The 21,572-nt window shown below is 66.3% G+C and carries 21 protein-coding genes; 7 read left to right on the top strand and 14 right to left on the bottom strand.

Annotation, left to right across the window (positions count from 1 at the left end; all coding sequences use genetic code 11):
* Entirely contained in the window at nucleotides 1-1,041 is a 1,041-nt protein-coding gene (locus KBY70_RS00470) for a carbohydrate porin (RefSeq protein WP_158217024.1), read from the bottom strand.
* A 674-nt stretch (nucleotides 1,042-1,715) separates the two neighbouring features.
* Here KBY70_RS00470 and KBY70_RS00475 point away from each other — a divergent pair.
* Nucleotides 1,716-2,381, top strand: a complete 666-nt coding sequence (locus KBY70_RS00475; protein ID WP_254986976.1) for a MarC family protein — start codon at nucleotides 1,716-1,718, stop codon at nucleotides 2,379-2,381.
* A 182-nt stretch (nucleotides 2,382-2,563) separates the two neighbouring features.
* Here KBY70_RS00475 and lipA read toward each other — a convergent pair whose 3' ends face one another.
* From lipA to KBY70_RS00490, 3 genes are all read right to left on the bottom strand, one after another.
* Nucleotides 2,564-3,463, bottom strand: a complete 900-nt coding sequence (gene lipA / locus KBY70_RS00480) for a lipoyl synthase (RefSeq protein WP_094559393.1) — start codon at nucleotides 3,461-3,463, stop codon at nucleotides 2,564-2,566.
* A gap of 5 nt (nucleotides 3,464-3,468) precedes the next feature.
* Nucleotides 3,469-4,047, bottom strand: a complete 579-nt coding sequence (gene recR, locus KBY70_RS00485) for a recombination mediator RecR (protein ID WP_409995998.1) — start codon at nucleotides 4,045-4,047, stop codon at nucleotides 3,469-3,471.
* 62 nt (nucleotides 4,048-4,109) lie between these two features.
* Nucleotides 4,110-4,904, bottom strand: a complete 795-nt coding sequence (locus KBY70_RS00490) for a pentapeptide repeat-containing protein (RefSeq protein WP_254986977.1) — start codon at nucleotides 4,902-4,904, stop codon at nucleotides 4,110-4,112.
* Between KBY70_RS00490 and psbP the strand changes: the two genes are divergently transcribed.
* Genes psbP through KBY70_RS00510 form a run of 4 tightly spaced genes read left to right on the top strand, consistent with a single transcriptional unit; the run spans nucleotide 4,903 to nucleotide 8,156 of the window.
* Nucleotides 4,903-5,472, top strand: a complete 570-nt coding sequence (psbP, locus tag KBY70_RS00495) for a photosystem II reaction center PsbP (protein ID WP_094559391.1) — start codon at nucleotides 4,903-4,905, stop codon at nucleotides 5,470-5,472. The genes KBY70_RS00490 and psbP overlap by 2 nt on opposite strands.
* On the top strand, nucleotides 5,469-6,593 hold the full coding sequence (locus KBY70_RS14380; RefSeq protein ID WP_315859664.1) for an FAD-dependent oxidoreductase: 1,125 nt from the start codon (nucleotides 5,469-5,471) through the stop codon (nucleotides 6,591-6,593). The genes psbP and KBY70_RS14380 overlap by 4 nt, the downstream gene beginning before the upstream one ends.
* 19 nt (nucleotides 6,594-6,612) lie before the next feature.
* Nucleotides 6,613-7,953 (top strand): NHLP bacteriocin system secretion protein, encoded by a 1,341-nt coding sequence (locus KBY70_RS00505; protein ID WP_254986978.1) that lies wholly within the window; start codon nucleotides 6,613-6,615, stop codon nucleotides 7,951-7,953.
* Nucleotides 7,950-8,156 (top strand): hypothetical protein, encoded by a 207-nt coding sequence (locus tag KBY70_RS00510; protein ID WP_094559388.1) that lies wholly within the window; start codon nucleotides 7,950-7,952, stop codon nucleotides 8,154-8,156. Before KBY70_RS00505 ends, KBY70_RS00510 begins: the two co-directional genes overlap by 4 nt.
* A 9-nt stretch (nucleotides 8,157-8,165) precedes the next feature.
* Here the strand turns inward: KBY70_RS00510 and KBY70_RS00515 are convergent, their stop codons facing one another.
* From KBY70_RS00515 to KBY70_RS00540, 6 genes are all read right to left on the bottom strand, one after another.
* Nucleotides 8,166-9,236 carry an FUSC family protein gene (locus KBY70_RS00515; protein WP_254986979.1) on the bottom strand — a complete coding sequence of 357 codons (1,071 nt, stop codon included), beginning with the start codon at nucleotides 9,234-9,236 and terminating at the stop codon, nucleotides 8,166-8,168.
* 140 nt (nucleotides 9,237-9,376) lie between these two features.
* Entirely contained in the window at nucleotides 9,377-10,291 is a 915-nt protein-coding gene (locus KBY70_RS00520; RefSeq protein WP_254986980.1) for a hypothetical protein, read from the bottom strand.
* 14 nt (nucleotides 10,292-10,305) lie between these two features.
* A complete protein-coding gene (locus KBY70_RS00525; protein ID WP_254987190.1) occupies nucleotides 10,306-12,072 on the bottom strand; it encodes a TolC family protein in 1,767 nt (588 codons plus the stop codon).
* A 17-nt stretch (nucleotides 12,073-12,089) separates the two neighbouring features.
* Entirely contained in the window at nucleotides 12,090-12,962 is an 873-nt protein-coding gene (locus KBY70_RS00530) for a hypothetical protein (RefSeq protein WP_254986981.1), read from the bottom strand.
* Between the two features lie 43 nt (nucleotides 12,963-13,005).
* Nucleotides 13,006-14,061, bottom strand: a complete 1,056-nt coding sequence (locus tag KBY70_RS00535; protein ID WP_254986982.1) for an FUSC family protein — start codon at nucleotides 14,059-14,061, stop codon at nucleotides 13,006-13,008.
* Entirely contained in the window at nucleotides 14,058-15,014 is a 957-nt protein-coding gene (locus KBY70_RS00540; RefSeq protein WP_198953828.1) for an FUSC family protein, read from the bottom strand. The genes KBY70_RS00535 and KBY70_RS00540 overlap by 4 nt, the downstream gene beginning before the upstream one ends.
* 77 nt (nucleotides 15,015-15,091) lie before the next feature.
* On the opposite strand from KBY70_RS00540, the gene KBY70_RS00545 reads away from it, so the two are divergent.
* The gene (locus tag KBY70_RS00545; protein ID WP_254986983.1) at nucleotides 15,092-15,574 is read left to right on the top strand and encodes an MgtC/SapB family protein; all 483 of its coding nucleotides are present in this window, start codon (nucleotides 15,092-15,094) and stop codon (nucleotides 15,572-15,574) included.
* Here the strand turns inward: KBY70_RS00545 and KBY70_RS00550 are convergent.
* The 3 genes from KBY70_RS00550 to KBY70_RS00560 form a co-directional block, all read right to left on the bottom strand.
* On the bottom strand, nucleotides 15,556-16,479 hold the full coding sequence (locus KBY70_RS00550) for an LCP family protein (RefSeq protein WP_254986984.1): 924 nt from the start codon (nucleotides 16,477-16,479) through the stop codon (nucleotides 15,556-15,558). The two genes, KBY70_RS00545 and KBY70_RS00550, sit on opposite strands and share 19 nt — an antisense overlap.
* A gap of 28 nt (nucleotides 16,480-16,507) precedes the next feature.
* Complete coding sequence (locus tag KBY70_RS00555; RefSeq protein WP_254986985.1) at nucleotides 16,508-18,310, bottom strand: ABC transporter ATP-binding protein; 1,803 nt, start codon at nucleotides 18,308-18,310, stop codon at nucleotides 16,508-16,510.
* Between the two features lie 131 nt (nucleotides 18,311-18,441).
* A complete protein-coding gene (locus tag KBY70_RS00560; RefSeq protein WP_254986986.1) occupies nucleotides 18,442-18,828 on the bottom strand; it encodes an RNA recognition motif domain-containing protein in 387 nt (128 codons plus the stop codon).
* A gap of 255 nt (nucleotides 18,829-19,083) precedes the next feature.
* On the opposite strand from KBY70_RS00560, the gene KBY70_RS00565 reads away from it, so the two are divergent.
* Nucleotides 19,084-19,284 carry a hypothetical protein gene (locus KBY70_RS00565; RefSeq protein ID WP_094559376.1) on the top strand — a complete coding sequence of 67 codons (201 nt, stop codon included), beginning with the start codon at nucleotides 19,084-19,086 and terminating at the stop codon, nucleotides 19,282-19,284.
* Nucleotides 19,285-19,580: 296 nt separating this feature from the next.
* Here KBY70_RS00565 and KBY70_RS00570 read toward each other — a convergent pair whose 3' ends face one another.
* Entirely contained in the window at nucleotides 19,581-21,470 is a 1,890-nt protein-coding gene (locus KBY70_RS00570; protein ID WP_254986987.1) for a DEAD/DEAH box helicase, read from the bottom strand.
* Nucleotides 21,471-21,572 lie beyond the last annotated feature (102 nt).

Below are 21,572 nucleotides of genomic sequence, written 5' to 3' on the forward strand. Positions count from 1 at the left end.
TCAGAACTGCAGCTGCAGTTGCAGGCCGGCGGCCAGGATCGGCTCGGCGTTGCTGCCGCTGGGATTGAGGATCAGCTGCAGCACCGGCTGGAGGCTGAGGTTGCTGTTCACCAGCCAGCTGTAGTTGAGCTCCAGCACGGTTTCGCTGCCCTGGCCGGGCGAGAGGGTGGGGCTGAAGCGGCTGCTGCCAACGCCGAGGGCCAGCACATCCAGTGGGCGGCCTGGTACCACCCCCTGCGTCAGCCAGCCGCCACTCAGAAACAGGGGTACGGGATTGGTGTCCCACTCAAAGCCGGCATTCGCCCCGAGCCAGAGGCGGGTGTCGAGACCAACTGACAGAGGAGATACCAGGGTGAGGGTGGCGGTGATGAAGCTGTTGAGCGTGTCGTTGCTGCGGTTGTCCACATAGCCCCCTCCGATTTGGAGCAGGGGCGGCGGCAGCTGCCGCTGGATCAGCTCCTGACCATGGGCAATCGGCCGCCGCAAGGCTTGGGCGCCTGGCAGCGCGTCGTAGCTCCACTGCAGCAACTGGCTATGGCCGTTCAGCGCTGGCTGGTTGGGCTTCACACCAAACAGACTCGCCAAATTGAATTCCGGATCCAGCCAGAAGGCGCCGTAGTGCCATTCCCCCCAGCGGCCCGAGGACTCTGGTCGCCAACGCAGCTTCAATCCCGGTGCGATGTAGGGGTTGATCGGCAGACCGCTCACATACAGGTTGAGGGTGTTGTTGAGTGCGGAGTGCACATAGGCATCCAGCACCGGTGCACTCACAAACCCCGGATCGATCGACAACACTCCGGCCTTGAAGGCCAGAGGGCCGCTACCCATCTGCCGCTCCACACTTGCTTCCGTGAGCCACAGCCCTGTGGGGTCGCTGCTGTTCTGGAGAGGGAAGGCGGCGCCGATGCTCTGGCTGTAGTTGGGATCGCCGCTGAACAGCATCAGCTGCACGTGGCCACGCCAGTGATCCGCTTCTTGCCGCAGCTTCACTGGTTTGGTGTGGCCTGAGCCCACCACGACATCCAGAGTCAACTGCTGCATCCAGCTGGCGCTCTGCTGGGTGCCGCCGCTGGGGTTGCCCAGGGGCTGGGCTTGCAGTTGCAGTTGCAGATCAAGCCATTCAGGTGGCTTGATCCATCCGTTTAGGGAAGAACCATTGGTTTGAATGCGTTGTGCTGGCTCCTCTGGCTGAGGCTTGGGCGCCGTGGTCTCATCACTGGACTGACAAAACCCTGGCAGTTGGCATAAAACGAAAAAACAAACAGCGAACTGCTTCCTCAGATTCCAATGAGGCCATTGGACATTCTTGCCGTGTGCCATTGACCAGCTGGCATAGGACGACCAGAGGTCCCGATTATTGCTGAATATTGTGGTTTTGGCAATCAGGGTTTGGCATGATCGGTTGCCTTCAGTCCAGTTGAATTGTTTGTGATTAAAAACAATCAATCAGTTGATAGTATTTTGTGTCTCTAGCGCTTTGGCGGTTTCGCTGATTCCGCTATCGGAAGGCAGGCCATCAAGGCAGGCCAACGCTTCGCGTGCACCATGTTAATTGAAGATCACCCGTACGCCATGGCGAGATAGAAATCGCTTGGTGTCGAGACACGCGATAAGCTTATGGTTGCGCGTGTTGGTGCTCATTTTATCACTTAATCTTGCTAGGCCTTGCGGTTGACGCAGGGTTGTCTTAACTTGCGCTAATTGCCTGAGCCTCAATGAACGGATCAGAATTGATCAATTTCATGGTCACCACCTTTGCGTTGCTTAACCCGCTCGGTGTGCTGCCGATTTTCATTGGCCTCACGGCACGGGAGAACCGGGGGGTTCAGCGCCTCGTGGCTCTGTTTGTCTCTCTCACGGTGCTGGCCCTGCTGCTGGTCTTTCTGTTTGTTGGCGAGAGCATCCTCCAGTTCCTCGGCGTCTCGATGGATGCCTTTCGCATCGCTGGGGGAATTCTCCTGTTGCTGATGGGATTGAAAATTGTGTCCGGGGATGGAGGCGATTCGGATATTCAGGCGTCAGGGGCTGGCGCTGAAGTGGGCGAGCTGAAAGAGGCGGAAACGGTGTTTCAGAAGATTGTGATTCCCTTGGCGATGCCCTTGCTGGTGGGCCCTGGTGTGATCGCCAACGTGATCTTGTATGCCGCTAAAGATCGTGCTGATCAAGATGGTGCTGCGCTGGTGCTGGGTACGTTCCTGCTCTCTGTTGTTGTGTTGGCAATTTTTCTTGCTGGCCGTTGGCTGAAGGCCGTTGTGGGTCCGATCGGGCTCAACATCTTGATGCGGGTGATGGGTTTGATGGTGGCCGCGATGGGAGTTCAGTTCATGGTCACCGGCGTGAGCCAGATCTTCATCACCCAACTTGCGCCAGCGATTCGGTGAGCCCTGTTTCCTTGTGGTAATGGATTCCCCTCGGGTCTTCATACCTTGCAGTTCTTACATTGTGCTGAGCGCTCTTTTATTGCATTGCAATAACAATGTGACGAACCAAGCGAAACCCTTGGTTCGTCATCACGGCCAAGGTTTGGAACTGATCACGGCGCATGCAGTGGGGCTGAAAAGATCTAAGAGGCGGCGTGATAGCTGCTGCGCACCAGCGGCCCGCTGCGCACCCGGCTGAATCCCAGTTCACGAGCGATAGCCCCCAGCTGCTCGAATTCCGCCGGACTCCAGTAGCGAGCAACCGGGATGTGCGCGAGCGATGGGCGCAAGTATTGCCCCAGGGTGAGCCGCTGGCAATCAACGCTGCGGAGGTCGCGCAGCGTTTGCACCACCTCCGCGTGGGTTTCACCCAGCCCCAGCATCAGGCCGCTCTTGGTGGGGGTCTGGGGGGCCAGCTCGCGGGCGGCCGCCAGTAGCCCCAGGGAGCGCGTGTAGGTGGCGCCACGGCGCACCTCGCCCTGGAGGCGCTCCACGGTTTCCAGGTTGTGGTTGAAGCAGGCCGGTTCGGCGGCGAGCACCGCGGCGAGCCGTTGGCGTTGGGCGGCCAACCCCTCCTGTTCGTTGCGATGGCCGCCCCAGAAGTCGGGGGTGAGCACTTCGATGCCAATTCCGGGCGTGCGGCGCCGGATGGCGGCCATGGTGGTGGTGAACAGGCTGGTGCCGTGGTCGGCCCGGTCATCGCGGGCGACGGCCGTCAGCACCACATAGGAGAGCCCCAGGGTGGCCACCGCTTCGGCCACCCGTTCCGCTTCACCGGCGTCCACGGGGTGGGGAGCCTGACCCTTCTCCACCTGGCAGAAGGCACAGCTGCGGGTGCAGATCGGGCCGCCCAGCAGGAAGGTGGCGGTGCCGGCGGCGTAGCACTCGGCCCGGTTGGGGCAGCGGCCCTCCTCGCAGATGGTGTGCAGCCGCTGCTGCTTCACCAACCCCTGCACCGTCTCCAACGCGGAGGCGTTGCCAACGGGACGCTGCAGCCACTCAGGTAGCCGTTCAGCAGGGGGGATGGCGCTGTAGCGCGACATGGGAGCTACTCGACCCGGCGCCGTCCCTCGAAGGCCCGGGCCAGGGTGACTTCGTCGGCGTATTCGAGCTCGCTGCCCACGGGCAGGCCGTAGGCGATCCGGCTCACTGCAGTGAAGGGCTTGAGCAGGCGGGCCAGGTAGAGGCTGGTGGTGTCGCCCTCGACGCTCGGGGTGAGGGCAAGGATCACTTCGCTGATGCCCTCCGCATCCACGCGGTGCACCAGCGGTTGGATCTGGAGCAGCTCCGGCCCGATGCCATCCATCGGCGAGATCAGGCCGCCAAGCACGTGGTAGTGCCCTTTGAACTCCCGGGTGCGCTCCATGGCGAGCAGGTCGCGGGAATCGGCCACCACGCACAGCTGGCCGTTGCCGCGCTCGCTGTTGCGGCAGATCTCGCAGACGGGCTCCGCTGATAGATGGAAGCAGCGCTGACACTGGCCCACCTGGCTGCGGGCGTCCAGCAGGGCGTCGGCGAAGCTGCGGATCTGTTCTTCGGGCTGGCGCAGCAGGTGCAGGGCCAGTCGCTGGGCTGTGCGGGGACCGATGCCGGGCAGCCGCTCGAATTGGTCGATCAGCCGGGCCAACGGGCGCGTGAAGCCGCTCAGCGTTCCGCTCCAAGTGATTTGAATTGTGGCAGGCCTGCCCGTCAGGCGGGATGGGTGCTGGCGGCCTCCAGGTGGGTGCCGCTGAGTTCAGCACCCTCCAGTTGGGCTCCTGTCAGGTCCGCCCCGTCCAAGTTGGCGTCGCGCAGATTCGCCCCACGCAGATTGGCGTCCTGCAGATCGCAGCCGCGCAGGTTGGCACCGCGCAGATCGCTGCCGGCCAGGTTGGCCTGGCGCAGCACGCTGTTTTCCAGATTCACCTCCTGCCAGTCGCCGTGGGGGGCCTGCAGGTTGTGCAGATCGAAGCCGGCGAGCTGCTGGCCGGCGAGTGAGAGGCCTGCACTGTTGAGGCTCTCGAGGGCGTGGATGCGACCCATCAACCAGCGTGCCCCGGAGGCGTTGCAGGTTTGCAACAGGTCATAGGCCTCTATGTTTTCGCGCTGGCGTCGCTTGTGGCCTTCCAGCAGATAGAGGAAGGCTGCGGTCACGATGCTGAGCGACTCCACATTGCCGACGCTGATCAGGGCCTCGGCATCTCGAAACAGGCAGCCCTGGCTCCAGTTTTGGTTGCGGCAGGTGGCGTAGCTGTTCACCACCAGCAGCAGGGCCAGGGCACTGCCGGCCGACAGCGCGAGGCGAAAGGCAAAGGAGCCGTCGAGCAGCCGGAACAAACGCGAGTCGTGACGCCGTTGCTGCCGTTGGGCCCAGTTTTGTGGCCGTGGGCCATCGGGCTGTGGCCGACGGGCCGAACGTTGCTGGCGGGGCATCACTGCGATGGGTGGATCGGGCCCATGCTGATGGCCCAGCAGAATGGCGCCACGCATCGTGCCCTGAGCCATGGCTGTTTCCCGCAATCTGGCCGTTCTCCGCAACCTTTTGCCGCGCTTCATTGCTGTGCTGTTGGCGGGGGTGCTGGTGTCCTGCAGCGCCGCTGCAGCTGGGCTCAACAGCTTCCAGAGCCCCGATGGCCGCTACGCCTTTCTCTATCCCACCGGCTGGACCCGGGTGCAGGTGAGTGGCGGCCCCCAGGTTGTGTTTCACGACCTGATCAACAGCGATGAAACCCTCAGCCTGGTCATCTCAGAGGTCAATCCCACCAATGATCTGGAGAAGCTGGGCAGCGCCGTGGCTGTGGGCGAGCAGTTGCGCCGCACGGTGATTGCTCCCGAGGGCAGCGGCCGGGCCGCTGAGCTGGTGGAAGCGTCGGAGCGTCAGGAGGGACCTCGCACCTTCTACGACCTGGAATACGCGGTGCACCTCGACGACCGCGACCGCCACGAGCTGGCCACCGTGGTGCTCGACCGCGGCCGCCTCTACACCTTCGCTGCCAGCACCAATGAGATCCGCTGGGCCAAGGTGAAGGACATGTTCCACCAGGTGGTCACCTCGTTCACTCTGTTGGTGTGACGGCCGCTCCCCTCGCCGCCGATGTGGTGATCGTTGGCGGTGGGGTGGCTGGTGGCCTGCTGGCCCTGGACTTGCGGGAGCTCGGGGCATCGGTGACCGTGGTCGATGCCACCTCTCCAACCTCAGCTCAAGCTGGCCTGCGCTCAGCGTCGGCGATCAGCTATGGCGCCCTGCCCGGCTGGCCCCTGGCCCCCACACCCCTGGCGCGCTTGGCGGCGGGAGCATCCCGGCGCTGGCGCCGGCTGCAGCGGCGCCATGGTGCGTTGGGCTGGCGGCCCTGCCGCTTGCGGCTGCACGGCGGGGTCGCCGGGTTGGGGGCGCTGAGTGCCTGGTGGCCGCTGCCGTTTGCCCAGGTGGATTCCGCGGTGTTGGTCGCGCGCCTGCCGCTGGTGCTGGCCGCGGCGGGTGTGACGTGCCAAGCGGCCCGTGTGGAGCGCCTGGATCCCCAACCAACCGCTGGCTGGGCGCTGCACCTCAGCGATGGCACCAGCCTGCAGACCCCGAAGCTGGTGTTGGCGGCTGGTGCCCACTGCCGCCAGCTCTGGCCGGGCCTGCCTTCGCGGCTGCGCAGCAGCTGGGCCGGGGTGCTGGAGCTGCCGTCCTACCCGGCGCTCCTGGGCCAAGCCGCCGCCTGGCTGCCGGTGAGCTTTGGGCGGGCCGCCCTCGAGCGCCGCGCCGCCAGCCTGAGCGAGCCGGAGTGGCTGGTGGATGGCGGCCTGGTGCCCTGGGGTGCAGGGGCCCTGGTGGGCCAGCACACCCTGGTGCGGCCGGGCCTGGAATTGGGAGTACCGCCGCCGTCTGCGGAGGTGGAGCAGCAATTGCGCCAGGGGCTGGCGGGCCAGTCCTGGGGGGCGCCCCTCGCGGTGCTGCCGGGCCAGCTGCACCAGGCGGCCGTGGCCTTCTGCAGCGAGGGGGTGCCCCTGGTGGGTCCGCTGGCGGAGGCGCCTGGCTTGTGGATGTTCACTGGCTTCAGTGCGGGGTTCAGCCAGGTGCCGGTGTTGGCGCCACTGCTGGCCCAGGCCCTGGTGTCGGGCGGAGCACAGGCGGAAGCGGCGACGCGGCGCCTGCTCCAACTGGGCCTGGGGCGGCCCGATCATGTGGGGGCTGACAGGTGTCGCTGAATCCTGCAAGCTGGGCTCCATGACCCAGGCCACCCCCGCCCCTGCCCAGCCGTGGCCACGCCGGCAATGGCAGCAGGTGCAGACGCGCTGGCAGGGGCTGAGCGATCACAACCAGGTGGGCGTGAGCCTGGCGGGGGTGGGCGGTGTGCTGGTGCTGTGGGCCCTGGTCTGGCCCGTGCCCACAGAGGTGGAAGGCATGGGCGTGATGATTTACCCCAACAACGCCGGCATCCTCAACGCCCGTGCTGGCGGCCAGGTGAGGGAGGTGTTCGTCAAGGAGGGTGAGTCGGTGGCGCGCGGCCAGGTGCTGATGCAGCTCTATCTGCCCGTGCTGGAGCGCCAGCTCGACCAGCAGCGCGGCAACCTGCGCCAACTGCAGCGGCACAACGCCATGCTCGATGAGCGGGATGCCCTGCGGCTGCTGACCGAGAAGCGGGCCCTGGACACGTCCCTGGCCAAGTATTCCGACGATCGCCGTCGCTACGGCGAACTGCAGTCCACGTACGCCAGCAAACTGCGCAATCTCGACTTCCTGGCCCAGCGCGAGGTGGTGGCGCCGCTGTCTTCTGAGGTGGTGTCGGCGGAGCAGGGGCTCACCAGCACCAGCGTGAATCTCGATGACGTGAAGATCAACGAGAAGAACGTGGTGACCAACTACCAGCAGGTGAAGCTCACCATCGAAACCCAGGCCCTGCAACGCCGCTACCAGATCGACGATCTCAAGCGTCAGATCCAGGTGACCGAAGCCAAGATCGGCTACGACGGCAAGGTGCATGCCGATCGGGACGGCACGGTGTTGGATCTGCAGGTGATCGCTGGCCAGACCGTGGGCACCGGCCAGCGGCTGGGCACGATCGGCCGGCCTGAGCAACCCAGCGCTAAAGACCGCCCGCTGCGGGTGGTGTCCTACTTCGCACCCGCTGATGCCCGCCGCCTGCCCCTTGGGCTGCCCGTGGAGGTGGTGCCGCAGTGGAACCAGCGCGGCCGTTTCGGCGGCATCGTCGGCAAGGTGACGCAGGTGCTCACCCTGCCCGCCACCGAAGCCGACATCTCCACCACCACCGGCAACGCGCAGCTGGCCCAGGCGCTGACCAAGAACGGTCCGGTGATGCGCAGTGAAATCGAGCTGGAGCGGGATCCCTCCAGCGTGGATGGCTACCGCTGGACCCTCTCGGGGGGCAGCGGCGTGTTCCCGATCCGCGATGGCCTCACGGTGTCGACCCATGCCTACGTGGAGTGGCGCTCGCCGATCAGTTATGTGATTCCGGGCCTGCGCTCCCTCACCGGCGGCTTCCGCACCCCTTGGATCGATCTGCGCTGGAACCTGCCCTTCCTGCGCCAGCCCAACACTGTGTCGTGACCCGCCCCGTGGACGCCAAGCCCCGTTTCCAGATCCGCAACCCCCTGCTGCGCCAAGAGTTCCCCTGGCTGGTCAGCGAGGTGGTGTTGCTGCTGATCCTGTTCAACGCCAACCCGCCGGAGCTGTGGTTCTGGCTGGTGGTGCTGGTGGTGGTGCTGCTCTATCGCGTCGAGCGCTGGTGGTCGTCGCGCCCCAACGCCTGATCCCTCAGCTCACAGGGCTGTTGAACTCAAGACGGCGCGCCATTGGCGCTCGGTGCTCGCGATGGTGTGGTCCATGCGGTTGAGCACCATCCATTGCGCGGCCACCCATTGAGGTTGCTTGGGGCTGAGCTGCTGGTAGGCGGCTCGGGATTCGGGCGACTGCAGGGCCTCTAGGGGCAGCGTCGGCTGGGGTTGGCTCGGCGGTGGCTGCAGCCGGGAGGAACTGCCCAGCTGCTGTTGCCAGCCGAGCAGCCGCTGGCTCACCGCCTGAACAAAGGCCTCGCCGGCGTCGTAGTCGGCCTGAAGCCCCCAACTCTGCCACTCGGGATGGGGCAGGCGCCGCAGCTCATCGAGATCGAGAATCAGGGCTTCACAGGCCTGGTCGAACAGCACCCACAGCTGTGCCAGCGGATGCTTGCTCGCCAGGCTGCCCAGTTCCAGCAGGGCGCCCTGGCGTTGGTCGCGCAGGCCCTGCAGGGTGCTGCGCAGGCTGCGGATCTGTTGCCCCAGATCCCGGCGGCGTTGCGTCTGGGGCTGGAGGTCTTCAGGCGCGTGCTGCACCACCTGGAGCAGGGTGTGCCCCAGATCCACCAGCAGCTGCAGCAGGCCCTCGTTCTGCTGGAGCCGGGCCTGGGACGGCCAGAACAGCCGCAGGCTGAGCAGGGCCATCAGGATGCCGAAGGCGGTCCAGGCCAAGCGCATGGGAATCCAGCTGTCGAGCTGCTGCTCATGGGTGAGCCAGCCCATCACCACCACGAAGCAACACACCCCGTAGCCCACGGTGAGCCGCAAGGAGCCGGCGAGCAGCCGGGCCAGCAGCACGGCAAGTGGCAGGGCCACCATCAGCGGCAGGTGGCCCCAGGCCCGGTAGCCGAAGAACGCCACAATGGCGCCAACGGCGGTACCGATCAGCCGTTGCCGGCCCAGTTCAAGGGTGTTGCCGTAGGTGCCCACGGTCACGCTTACCACCGCCAGGGAGGCATAAAACCCGAAGGGAAGGCCCGTGAGGCTGGTGAAGCCATTCACCACGGTCACGGTGGCGGCGAGGCGCAGGGTGTCCCGCAGGGCAGCGCTGTTCATCGCTGCAACGCCGTGAGCCGCGCCAGTGCGGCGTTGAGTAGGGCCCGGCTGCGGAGAAGCTGGTGCAGCTCCTGACATTGCTGGCCGATGGCCAGCAATGTCAGGAGCTGGGGGGCGCCCAGGCTGCCGGCTTGCTCCAGTTAGAGCTGAGCTGTGCCCGCGTTGCTTGGCTCAACGTTGTTGGGCTCCGCGTTGCTCAGATCCGCAGCCAGGCTGGGCTGCACCTGCAGACGCTCGGCGAGATCGGTGAGCGTGCTGTGGAGCAGGGGCTGGGGGGCGTCGTCTAGCAGGGGGGTGGCCAGCTGGCGCAGCAGCGGCTCCAGCAGCAACCACTGGCGCAACACTTGCCGCCAGAGGCTGCCGGCCTGGGCCCAGCGGGAGAGCAGCCGTTTGGTGTGGGCGGGCATGGCGACGCCCTGATCTTGGTCGCGCAGCTGTTGCAGCTGCTGGATGCTCGGCAGCAGATCCTGCGAGCGCAGGACCGCTGGCGGCGTGCCGCCGCTGCCCAACCACTGCTGCAGGGCCCGGATCTGGGTCTCAAGCTGGCTGGCGATCCGGGCTTCCAGGGCAGGCAGTTGCTGCAGGGGCCGGCGTGGCCAGAGGGCCCAGGTGGCCATCTGGGCCATCAGGATCCCCACCACCGCCGCAAAGGCCAGATCGAAGATCACCCCCCAGTTCACCTGGTTGCCCCGGTGCATCAGATCAAGGGCCCAACAGCCCAGGTAGCCCGTGCCCAGGCCCTTGAGCAGTCCGAGGATGCGTATCAGCACACCGGTGAGTAGCAGGGCGATCCCGAGCACCACCCAGTTGGTGGAGAGCTCGTGCAACACGGTGGCGGTGAGGATGCCGATCAGGGCCCCGGCCAGCAGCTGGCCGATGCTGCGGGCGGGGGTGAAGTCGTTTTCATTCACGAATAGCACCGCCATCACCAGCGCCACCCCCAGCACCTGTTCACGCCCCGACCAGAGCAGAATCCCGATCGAGAGGGTGGTGGCCAGCCAGATCCGCAGGCTGTTGCGCCAAAGGGGGCTCAGCACAGGCAGGGCGAAGGCCATGGTGGTGTGCCGGCTCAGGGTTGACCCGTGGCGCTGCTGAGCTGCAGCTGGGTGAGTTGCAATTGGGGCTGGATCGGCGCGTTGGGATCCCGGGGCATCGGCAGCAGCTCCTTCAACAACTTGGCGTAGGTGATGTTGACGGCCACCGTGGCGTTGAGCCGCTGCACCAGGGAGTTGATCAGACGGTCCTGGGTGTTGGAGACATTGAGCTCGCTGTCGAGGCCGGTGAGATAGCGCAGCCGCACATCACGGAAAGCCTCCAGGGCTGCGGCCACCCCGCGGCGGGCCGAGCTGAGCTTGGCGAGGCTGGCCTCGTGGTTGAAGAAGGCCTGCTCGATCCGCAGGCGGATGTCGTTGCGCGTGGCGGCGTACTGCTGGGCCGTGGCCGCCTCCCGCTTGGCCAGGGCCCGGGCCTGCCCTGCGGTGGTGCCGGCATCAAACAGCAGCCAGGTGAGGGTGAGTCCTGCAGACCAGTCCCAGCCGTTGGTGGTGCTCAGGGGCAGGGCGGTGGCGCCGCAGCAGCCCCCTCCGCCAATCTCGAAGTTGGTCAGGCTGGTTTGGGAGCTGCTGCCACCGCCGCTGGCAAACAGGGAGAGTTTCGGCAGCAGACCTGCCGCAGTGGCCTGGCTCTGCTGGGCCAGGGCCGTGCGGGTGGCCAGGATTGATTCCAGTTCGGGATTGCCCCGGTAGGCCGCCAGCAGGCTGGCATCCAGATCGAGGGGCCAGCGGGGCTGCACCACGATCGGGTCGCTGGGGCTGGGCGTCACGCTGGCGGGCAGGTTGAGCAGCACCGCCAGTTGGCGGCGGGCCACCGCCCGGTCGGCCAGGGCCTGGATCAGGGTTTCTTCATCGGAGGCTTGGATGGCGCGGCGCCGCAGCACATCCAGCCGGGGCACCAGGCCCGCCTGTTTGAGGTCGAGGCTGTCCTGCAGGATCACCAGATCGTTGCGCAGGTTGGCGTCGTAGACGCGCACCAGCTGCTCGTCCTGCTGGAGTTTGTAGTAAGCCTCACTCACCTGCAGCTGCAGGGAGCGCAGCTGGTTGGCGTAGGTGTTGCGCTGCTGCTCCAGGCTGGCGCGGGCCGCGCGCACCTTGGGTGTGCGGGCAAAGTCGAGCAGGGCGTAGTTGAGTTGCAGGCCACCCTCAAACCCCCATTCCCCGGACGTGGCTGCCTCGGAACCGCCATTGGGCACGTAGTAGGGGCCAGCGGTGGGTTGTCCGGCGGAGTCGAGTAGCCCCGCAGGGTCAAACAGCGGGCCAAAGCCCAGGTTGTCGTTCGGCTTGTTGGAAGTGGTGGTGCTGCGGCTGCCCTCGTAGCCGCCGTTGGCAAAGGCGCTGATGGTGGGCCAGTAGCTGCCCATGGCGGCCTGGAGGCTGGCCAGGGCGGCGGCCACCTGCTCGCGCTGGGCTTGCAGGGTGGCGCTGTTGGCAAAGGCGATGGCCAGGGCCTGCTCCAGGCTGAGGCTGGCGACGCCGCCGGCCTGAAGCTGCTGGGGGGTGGGCAGATCCAGGGGCGGACCGGCCACGGCGTCGGCGGGTTGGATCGGACCGCTGGCGGGTTGGTTGGCCCGGATCAGATTGGCGGGCAGCTCCGGTGTGCTGAGCACGTCGCCCACCGGAGGCTCGGGCTCGATGGGGAGCAGCCGATCGAGCGCCCGCAGCTCCGCATCCAGCCGCTGCCAGCTGCGCTCCAGCAGCTCTGTGTTCTGGGCTAGCGCGGCCGGGGCCAGCTGGGCCGGGATCAGCCCCAGCCACAACAGGGCTAGGGCGCGGTTGCGCATTGCCACGGTGATGCGGATCAGCGCCTGGGTAGACGCAGTTTGATTCGCGCAGCAGCTTTTTGGCCCCGGGGGTGTTCAGCTTCCGGGGCGGCAGCGGGTTGACTCGGCGTGACCACCACCTCCTGATTGCCCAGCACCCTTGGTTTTCCCAGCACCCCGGCAATCAGGATGGCCACATAGAGCTGGCCCACGATCGTGATCCCCACGCTGGCGGTGAGGCTGGTGAGGCTGCCGCTTTTCAGCACCGGGCTGCCGACGGTGGTGAGACTGGCGAAGGCGGCGCCCAGCATGGTGGGTGCATGGGCGATGCCATCCGGCAGGGTGTGGCCATGGGGCGGCAGGTTGAAGGCCGCCGGGTCGAGCACCAGCAGCGAATTGAGCACGATGCCGCCGGTGAAGCCCACCAGCAGATACCCGGCTGCGGCCCCCATCAGCAGGTCGCCGTTGAACACCGGTTCTTCGGCCAGGGCATTCACCAGGCTCCACAGCAGCACCAGCATCAGCCCCAGCCACACCACCAGATGGAGCACGCTCAGGCGCACGGCCAAGCTGGGGTTGAGCATCAGGGCGGCCTGCCAGAGCAGTTCCACGGCCAGGGCCACGATCCAGAAGATCATCTGGTGCTGCCGGCCCAGCAGCACCCGCTGCACCCGCTGTCCGAGGGCGCTGGGCATCGCCTGCACGGCTGAGGGATCCAGGCGGTTCTGGCGAAGCAGCGGAGAGTCCATCAGCACGGCCACAGCGGAGATTACCAGGTACATCACGCTCACCAGCCGTGGTGCCTGCTGGAGGCCGCGCAGTCCCACCAGGGCCACCACCTCCACCGCCAGAAGGCCGCGGTAGAGGGCATGCCGCTGTTGCAGCAGGCTGCTCACAATGGACATCGTCATTGGCGTGATGCGGTCATCTGCGTGATGCGGTGATTGGCGTGATTCAGGCCCGGGCCAGAATTGCCACCCAGTTTGCTTCGGCCGAGCGGATGGCCTGCTCGGCCTGGCTGCAGAGCATCAGCCGGCTGGCGATCCGCTCCAGCCTCTCCAGGGAAGCTGAGTTGGCGGTGGGGTTGTTGAGCTCCTGGCCCAGCTCGTGCCAGCTGCGCGGCAGCTGAAGTTCGGTTTCGGGTGGTTTGGGCAGCCCCCGGCGACCACGAATCTGCTGTTCCCACTGGCCCAGATGGCCAGCCATGGCTTGCAGCAACTCCGCTTCGGCCCGATGCAGCTGCACCACCAGCTGGGGATCCTGGAGGGTGGGGGGCTCGCGCACCAGGCCCCCCACCAGGGTGATCAGGCGGGAGCTGGTGGCCTCGAAGTTGGCCATCAGCAGTGTGGCTGGATGGCGCTCCGGCAGCGAACCCAGCTCCTGCAGCAGTGCTGGCCGTTGCCGCCGGATGGCAACGAGCTGGTTGCGCAGGGCCCGGTAGCGGCCGATCCCCACCGGATTGGCCACCTGGCCCGTCATGGCGGGATCAACCCGCGCCGCCAGGTCGCGGAAGCAGCTCTGCAGCTGGACGAGCAGATCGGCGACCTGGGTCAGGTTGCTGTCGAGTCCGCGGGCAGGCCAGAACAGCCGTAAGCCCAGCAGGGTGATCAGCACCCCGAAGCAGGTCCAGAGGAAGCGGATCGGGATCCAGCTGGCCAGGCCGCCCTCGTGCACGAGCCAGCCCATCACGATGATCATTCCGCCCACCTTGTAGCCCACCTGCAGTTTCAGCAGGCCGCCCAGCAGGCGCAGGGCGCCGAGGGTGATGGCGATCCCCAACGGCATCGGCAGGAGGCGCAACCCCTCGTAGCCGATCAGCAGCAGCACCGAGCCGAGCACGGTGCCCAGCAGCCTCTGCCTCCCCAGGGAAAGTGCGCCGCCGTAGGTGCCGCTGGATACCGCCAACACCGACAGGGCCACGTACTGGCTGTCGGCCAACCCCGACAGGCTGGCGAAGGCGTTGCCGAGCCCGGCGGTGAAGGCGGTGCGCAGGGCGTTGCGGTTGCTCACGGCGGGGCCATCCGGTTCAGCCCGCCCAGGCAGGCATGCAGCGGACGCCCTTCCTCCGCCAGGGCCAGCAGCGGCAGCAGCGGCAGTTGAAGCTGCTGGGCCAGCTGCTGCCAGCGCTGGGGTTGCCGCGGCGGTGTTGGTGTGGGCTCTTCGCTGAGCTGACGCTGCAGGTCCCCGACGGCATGCCTCAGCGGATCGGCCTTCAGGCTCTGCTGCTCCGGCAGCCCGGCCAGCAGCCGCTCCCAGGCAATCCAGTGAAAGTGGGCCAGCTGCCAGAGCCGCAGCCGTTGCTCCCAGCCGCTGCGTTTGAGGGCCTGATGGCGGGGGCCGCTGCGCTCCTGGGCCACCAGCTGCTCCATGCGCTGCAGGGCGTTGGTGAGCGGTGCCGGATCGAGCGGCTCAGGGCGACTGCGACGCTGGCCCAGCCAGTCGCTGTAGGCCTGCAGTTGGGCCTGCAGCAACCGGCGTAGGAGGCGATCGGCAGCTGTGAGTTCACTGCTGCTGTTCTGCGGCCAGAACAGCAGCCCCACCACGATGGCTACCACGCAGCCCACCACGGTGTCGAGGCCGCGGTTGAACACGTAATCCCAATTGAGAGAGGCGTGGCTGGGAATCATCAGAAACATCACGGCGGTGAGCCCGGCGGTGCCCAGGGCGCTTTGCCAGCCCAGCCGTTGCAGCACTGGGATCATCACCAGCAACGACACCAGCACGCCGATCCAGCCGCTCAGCATCGTGTGCACCAGGAAGGTGATCAGGCCCCCGATCACCGTGCCAAGGATGCGGCTTGTGGCAGCCTGAACGGTGTGATCGTCGTTGTCATCCACAACGATCACCACTGCCATCAGCGGATACCAGAGAAACTGGATGCGCTCGGTCCAGGAAGCGATTGCCGCGGTGATGAACACGGCCACGAACAACTTGAGGCTGTTGCGCAGCAGCAGGTTCTGCACGGGCCGCGGCAACGCTCAGTTGCCAGGAGCTTATGGGGAACAGCCATGCTGCGCTTGGCTGTTGTGAGGGGGCGGCCATGAGCTGGCTGCCGGCGCTCACCCCCGACTTGCAGATCCTGCTGCGCCTGGGTCTGGCGGTGCTGTGCGGTTTGGCGGTGGGCATCAACCGCGCCCACCACGGCACCACCACCCACCCCAACCGCCTGCGGGTGCATGTGTTGGTGGGGCTGAGTGCTTGTCTGATGGTGCTGGCGGCCGGTCCCGATCCCGAGTCCCGCAGCCGGGTGATTCAGGGGGTGGCCACGGGCGTGGGCTTCCTCGGCGCCGGAGAGATCCTGGTGCCTCCTGGTGGCCTCAAGAAAGGCCGGCCCGAGGTGCACGGACTCACAAGTGCCGCTTCGATCTGGTTTACGGCTGCCCTCGGGGTGACCGTGGCCGCCTCCACCCCCTTGCTGGCGGGTGTGGCTTTGGCGCTGGCCTTGATCACCCTGTCCCAGCGCAGCAACGGCGGGCCAACGCCCGCCGTTGATCCGGCGGCGGATCAGAAGAGGAAGCGGTAGCGGCCGTCTTCCCCGGAGCCATCGCTGGCCGAGCTGTCCAGCACCGGCTGGGGCCATTCGGCGTCCCAGTAGCTGATGTCGTTGCGGTAGAAGGGCCGCCCGCCCAGCCGCTTGGTCTCCAGTTGGGTCGTGCTCATGGCCGTGATCAGTCCACCCAGTTCCATGGGCCCGAGATCGGTTTTGAGGTCCTTGCCGGCTGCTGCCAGCAGCACCGGTAGTCGCACCAGATGCTCAGGCCGGGTGAGCTTGCGGAACAGGGCCTGCAGGGCCAGCTGCTGGCGCTCCAGGCGGCCGATGTCGCCCATTGCATCGTGGCGGAAGCGCAGGAATCCCTCCAGGTCGCGGCCCTTGAGGGTCTGCAGGCCCGGTTGCAGATCGATGGTGAGCCCCTGGCTGTGGTCGGTGTAGGCCATCCGTTTGGGCACATCCACCTCGATGCCGCCCAGGGCATCGGCCATGCGCCGGATCGCCGCCAGGTTCACCACCACGTGGTGGGTGATCGGCCGACCTAGCTTGCGGGCCAATTCCCGTTTTACGAGGTCGGTGCCCCCCAGGCTGTAGAGGGCATTGATTTTGTGGGGGCCGTAGCCCTCAGCTTCGATGTAGGTGTCGCGGGGCACCTGGGTGATTCGTGTGATGCCGCCATCCACCCGCAGGCTGGCGATCACATCGGTGTTGCCACCGCCCACATCGGTGCCGAGCAGCAGGATGTCCTGGTTGGTGATGCCACTCCAGGCGGCAAAGGGATTGGTGATGGCGTTGTTGGTGGCCGCGCCGTTCTCGCTGAGCAGCTCCCAGAGCGGCCCCGCCAGCAGCAGTCCCCCGCCCAAGCCCACGCCGATCGCCACCAGCACGGAGCCGCGTCGGCTGCGCTTGCGGGGGCCTTTGGCCTGAGGGGTTCTCATCCCCCAAAACCTATTGCACGATCAGGGCTCAGAGTCGCAGGGGTTCGCCGCTGCGCAGACCGGCCTGCACCCGCCAGAGGTTGGCATAGGCCCCATCGGCAGCGATCAGCTGGTCGTGGCGGCCGCTTTCCACGATCTGGCCCTGCTCCAGCACCACGATCCGATCGGCGTGGCGCACGGTGGAGAGCCGGTGGGCGATCACCAGGGTGGTGCGCTCGGCGGTGATCAGATCGAGGGAGCGCTGGATGGCGGCTTCGGTGTCGTTGTCGACCGCCGCCGTGGCTTCATCGAGGATCAGCACCGGTGGGTTTTTGAGGATGGCGCGGGCCAGGGCGATGCGCTGGCGCTGGCCGCCGCTGAGCCGTTGGCCCCGCTCGCCCACCACCGTGTCGTAACCCTGGGGTAGGGCCTCGATGAAACTCGACGCCTCTGCCAATTGGGCAGCCCGTTCGATCGCGCCCCGGGGTGCCTCGAAGCTGCCGTAGCCGATGTTTTCGGCCACGGTGCCGTGAAACAAAAACACCTCCTGGCTCACCAGGCCGATGGCCCGGCGCAGGTCGTCGAGCTGCAGGCTGTGGAGGGGGATGCCGTCGAGCAGGATGCGGCCCTCCTGGATGGCGTAGAGCCGCAGCAGCAGTTTCACCAGGGTGCTCTTGCCAGAGCCCGTGGCACCCACGATGCCGAGGGTGCTGCCGGTGGGGATCGTCAGGTTGAAGTGGCGCAGCAGAGGCTCGCGACCGGCGTAGCCAAAACTGACGCCCTCAAAGCGGAGCTCTCCCTTCACCTGGCCCAAAGGCAGTCTCTGTTGGCCGCTGGCGATGGCGATCGGGGTGTCGAGCAGGTTGAGCACCCGGTTGGTGGAGGCCATGGCCCGCTGGTAGTCGTCGAGGGTGCGGCCCAGGGTGGTGAGGGGCCACAGCAGTCGCTGGGTGATGAACACCAGGAAGCTGTAGGTGCCCACCGCGATGGCACCGCGCCAGGCCTGCAAGCCGGCGATCACCAGGATCGCCAGGAAGGCGAACAGGATCGCGAAGCGAATCAGGGGAATGAAGGCTGCCGAGAGCCGGATGGCCCGGGCATTGCTGCTGCGGTAAGCCTGGCTCTGCTCGCTGAGCCGTGCGGTTTCCCAGGTCTCCGCCGTGTAGCTCTTGATCGTGAGCATGCCGCCGAGGTTGTTGGCCAGGCGACTGGCCAGATCCCCCGCCCGCTCGCGCACCTCGGCGTAACGGGGGGCCAGCCGCTTCTGGAAGCGCAGCGACCCCCAGAGGATGACGGGAATCGGCAGGAACGACACCCCCGCCACCAGTGGCGAGAGCCACAGCATCGCGGCGCCCACCGCCAGCACCGTGGTGATCAGCTGCAGGATCTCGTTGGCGCCGTGGTCGAGAAAGCGCTCCAGCTGGTTGATGTCGTCGTTGAGGATCGTGAGCAGCCTGCCGCTGCTGCTGGCTTCAAAGAAGCCCATCTCCAGCTGCTGCAGATGGGCGTAGGCCTCAAGCCGCAGCTCGTGCTGCACCGTTTGGGCCAGGTTGCGCCAGAGCAGGGCGTAGAGGTATTCGAACAGGGATTCGGCGCTCCAGATCACAAACGAAAGCCCCGCCAGCACACCCAGCTGGCCTGGCACGGAGGTGACGCCCAGGGCCGCCAGCCAGGAGGTGTCCTGCTGCACCACCACATCCACCGCCAAGCCGATCAGCACCGGTGGGGCCAGGTCGAAGAGTTTGTTGAGCACCGAGCAGCTGGTGGCTAGCCACACCCGGCGTCGGTGCGGCCGGAGGGTGCGCAACAGCCGCTCCAGGGTGGTGGGGCTGGTGGCGGTCTGGGGCGACATGGCCGGCTGGGGAACAACTTGGTGACGATGTTGCCCCCCGATGCTGATCCGTGCGATCTCGGCCAGCAAAAAACCCCTGGCCGTGGGGTGATCCACGGCCAGGGGTCCAGGGTCAGGGCTGGTCGGATGACTTACCAGCGGTTGCCGCCGCCGCCGTAGCCGCCGCCACCACCACCGCCATAGCCTCCGCCGCCGCCACGGTTTCCACCGCCACCGCCGCCGCCGCCGCCGCCGCCGTAGCCGCCGCGGCCGCCGCCACCACCACCTCCGCCGCCTTCACGGGGGGTGGCTTTGTTGACGCGAATCATGCGGCCCATCCATTCGACGTCCTGGAGGTCGTCGATGGCTTTCTGTTCAGCTGCATCGTCAGCCAGTTCGACAAAGGCGAAGCCGCGCTTGCGACCGGTTTCCCGGTCAAGGGGCAGGCTGCACTGGCGCACCTCTCCGTATTGGCCGAAGAGATCAAGCAGGTCCTCGCGTTCAGCTTGGAACGAGAGGTTGCCAACGTAAATGGTCATTAATGGAGCAAATCCTGGAACTGATTCGGTTGGTGCTGCGCTTCCTCGGGAATGCCAGTGGGAACTGAGCGCGCCGATGGGAGCCTGAACGCCTTGGAATCACCCTCAAGCCTACCGGTTTGCTGGGCCTGACCAAGGCGTGAGAGCGGGAATCATGGAGAACCGTGAAGCCCTTCTGAAGAGACTCTGGAGTTCCCTGGGCGATCCCCAGTAACGTTCCATTGTCAGCAAATCCTGATCAACTGCGACCCCGTGATGACGGCCCCTGTCCCTTGGAGCCTCGCCTGGCGCGAGGATGGAGAGCTGGCTCCCCAGGATCGTTTCGACCTGCTGCAGACCCTGGTGACCAGCGAAAGCTTGGACGTTCAGGTCTCGCTGATCGCCGCTGTCGAAAGGCTCTCGGTGCCTGGGTTAACCAGTGTGAGTGTGGGAGACGTGACCAGTCTCTGCGCCTGAGGGCGCCCACACACCACGTGGGCATCCTCCACGTCGCTGCCTTGGGCGACTCGCTCCCCAACGCAACCACAGGTGCGATCCAGCTGCGCCAGCGAGACACTTTTGCCCTGCTTTTGCAGATCAGCCTGATAGGCCGATAGGCAGAAGGCTTTCACCACCTCCGAGACGCTGATGCCCCGGCTGGATGGACCCAGCCCGGCCAGCCCCAGCCACAGCAGGCCAATGGGGACGATTCGCACAGGACTGGGCGACATGGAGCAGGGTCGGGCGGTGGGCATGTCTGGCGCCCGAGACGGTTAACCCTGCAGCCGGGAGAGCTGGAGTGGTTTGTTCATCACCCGCAGCTGCCTCAGGCCCTGGAAGACCTCATCGGGCATGCCCTTGGGCAGGTCCACGGTGCTGTGGGTGTCGAAGATCTGGATGCGGCCGATCGAGCGACCGTTCAGACCCGCCTCATTGGCTATGGCACCCACGATGTTGCCGGGCTTGATCCGGTCGCGCCAGCCCACTTCGACGCGGAAGCGCTCCATGTGATCTTCCGGCGGTCCCATGGGCCGCTCACCCCGGGGACCCCGATCCCCATCGCGTCCCAGCTCGCGCCCCCGACCCCGATCGCGCCCGAAGTCCCGTCCTCCATCCCGTCCGCCATCCCGACCGGGACCACTCGGACGCACCTGGTGGAAATTCTCTTCGCCCTGGAGCAGCAGCGGTTTGCCCGCCAGGCTCAGCTCGAGAGCGGCCAGTGCCAGCTGCTCGGGGCTCGAGCCCAGCTCCTGGGCCACCCGTTGCAGGATTTCGCTGAGCAGGGCCCGTTCCTGATCGCTGCTGGAGGGTGTTTGCAGGCAGCAGGTCAGTTTGGTGCGCATCCGGTCCAGCCGGTTCTGGTTGATGGTGGCGTTGCTGGGCACCTCCATCTCTTCGATCGGTTTGCCCACGGCCCGCTCGAGGCTGCCCAGGAAGCGCCGCTCGCGGGGGGTGAGAAACAGAATGGCGTCGCCGCTGCGGCCCGCCCGCCCCGTGCGCCCGATCCGGTGCACGTAGGCCTCGGAGTCGAAGGGAATGTCGTAGTTGATCACCAGGCCGATGCGCTCCACATCGAGGCCGCGGGCGGCCACGTCGGTGGCCACCAACACATCCACCTGGCCGCTCTTGAGGCGTTCGATGGTGCGCTCCCGCTGGGCCTGGGGTACGTCGCCGTTGAGCACCGCCACGTCGTAGCCGTGTTGCTCCAGCGATTCGGCCACGGTGATCGTGATCGCCTTGGTGCGGGCAAAGATGATCACCCCTTCGCTGGTTTCGGCCTCGAGCACCCGCTCCAGCGCAGCCAGTTTGTGGGGCGCATGCACCATCAGGAAGCGCTGACGGATGAGGCTGGCATCGGCGGCCTTCTGTTTGATCGTGATCTCGGCGGGCGCGTTGAGATATTTCTGGGAGATCCGCCGGATTTCGGCCGGCATGGTGGCGGAAAACAGCACTACCTGACGCTTTTCAGGTAGTTGCTCGAGCACCCATTCGACGTCGTCGATGAAGCCCATGCGCAGCATTTCATCGGCCTCGTCGAGCACCAGAGCTCGCAGATTGGAGAGGTCGAGGGTCCCCTGGCGCATGTGGTCCATCACCCGACCGGGGGTGCCCACCACGATCTGTACGCCACGCTTGAGCTGGTGAATTTGTTCGCGGAAGTCGGCGCCGCCGTAGATCGCCAGGGTGCGCACCCCGCTCAGGTGGGTGGCATAGCTGTTGAAGGCGTCGGCCACCTGCAGGGCCAGCTCCCGGGTGGGGGCGAGCACCAGCACTTGGGGCTTGCGTTCGGCGGGATCGAGGGCGGCCAGCATCGGCAGGGCGAATGCTGCGGTTTTGCCGGTGCCCGTTTGGGCTTGGCCCACCAGGTCGCGACCGAGCAGCAGCTCGGGGATGGCGGCCTTCTGGATCGGTGAGGGCTCCTGATAGCCGATGGCCTCAAGGGCCTTCAGCAGCTCGGGCCCGAAGCCAAAGCGGGCAAAGCCCTGGCTGGCCTTCGACTCCTCTTGGGCCGAAGCAGTAGCGGTGGGCGTCTCGATCGGGGTGTCGGAGACGTCGTTGGATGGATCGACGCAGGCCTGCGCGGACGCTTCCGTCGACGCCTCTACAGACGCATTGATTTGGACGGAGCAGGTGAAACTGCCGCCGTTGGAAAGTTCGGTCACTGGATTCAATTCGGCCTGGTGAAGCAGAACTTGGTGAAGTCCTGGCTGGTGAGGTCCTTCAACGCAGGCCGGCAGAAACCCAATGGAGGCAAGAAAGACTGA

The sequence above is a fragment of the Cyanobium sp. ATX 6E8 genome (assembly GCF_024346335.1).
In the GTDB taxonomy this organism is placed as follows: Bacteria; Cyanobacteriota; Cyanobacteriia; order PCC-6307; family Cyanobiaceae; genus Cyanobium_A.

Bases quoted from the DNA above. Each gene is read 5' to 3' on its own strand.
- KBY70_RS00470 (WP_158217024.1), bottom strand. From the start codon at position 1,041: ATGCAGCAGTTGACTCTGGATGTCGTGGTGGGCTCAGGCCACACCAAA.
- KBY70_RS00475 (WP_254986976.1), top strand. From the start codon at position 1,716: ATGAACGGATCAGAATTGATCAATTTCATGGTCACCACCTTTGCGTTG.
- lipA (WP_094559393.1), bottom strand. From the start codon at position 3,463: ATGTCGCGCTACAGCGCCATCCCCCCTGCTGAACGGCTACCTGAGTGG.
- psbP (WP_094559391.1), top strand. From the start codon at position 4,903: ATGGCTGTTTCCCGCAATCTGGCCGTTCTCCGCAACCTTTTGCCGCGC.
- KBY70_RS00490 (WP_254986977.1), bottom strand. From the start codon at position 4,904: ATGGCTCAGGGCACGATGCGTGGCGCCATTCTGCTGGGCCATCAGCAT.
- KBY70_RS00505 (WP_254986978.1), top strand. From the start codon at position 6,613: ATGACCCAGGCCACCCCCGCCCCTGCCCAGCCGTGGCCACGCCGGCAA.
- KBY70_RS00515 (WP_254986979.1), bottom strand. From the start codon at position 9,236: ATGAACAGCGCTGCCCTGCGGGACACCCTGCGCCTCGCCGCCACCGTG.
- KBY70_RS00520 (WP_254986980.1), bottom strand. From the start codon at position 10,291: ATGGCCTTCGCCCTGCCTGTGCTGAGCCCCCTTTGGCGCAACAGCCTG.
- KBY70_RS00525 (WP_254987190.1), bottom strand. From the start codon at position 12,072: ATGCGCAACCGCGCCCTAGCCCTGTTGTGGCTGGGGCTGATCCCGGCC.
- KBY70_RS00530 (WP_254986981.1), bottom strand. From the start codon at position 12,962: ATGACGATGTCCATTGTGAGCAGCCTGCTGCAACAGCGGCATGCCCTC.
- KBY70_RS00545 (WP_254986983.1), top strand. From the start codon at position 15,092: ATGAGCTGGCTGCCGGCGCTCACCCCCGACTTGCAGATCCTGCTGCGC.
- KBY70_RS00550 (WP_254986984.1), bottom strand. From the start codon at position 16,479: ATGAGAACCCCTCAGGCCAAAGGCCCCCGCAAGCGCAGCCGACGCGGC.
- KBY70_RS00555 (WP_254986985.1), bottom strand. From the start codon at position 18,310: ATGTCGCCCCAGACCGCCACCAGCCCCACCACCCTGGAGCGGCTGTTG.
- KBY70_RS00560 (WP_254986986.1), bottom strand. From the start codon at position 18,828: ATGACCATTTACGTTGGCAACCTCTCGTTCCAAGCTGAACGCGAGGAC.
- KBY70_RS00565 (WP_094559376.1), top strand. From the start codon at position 19,084: ATGACGGCCCCTGTCCCTTGGAGCCTCGCCTGGCGCGAGGATGGAGAG.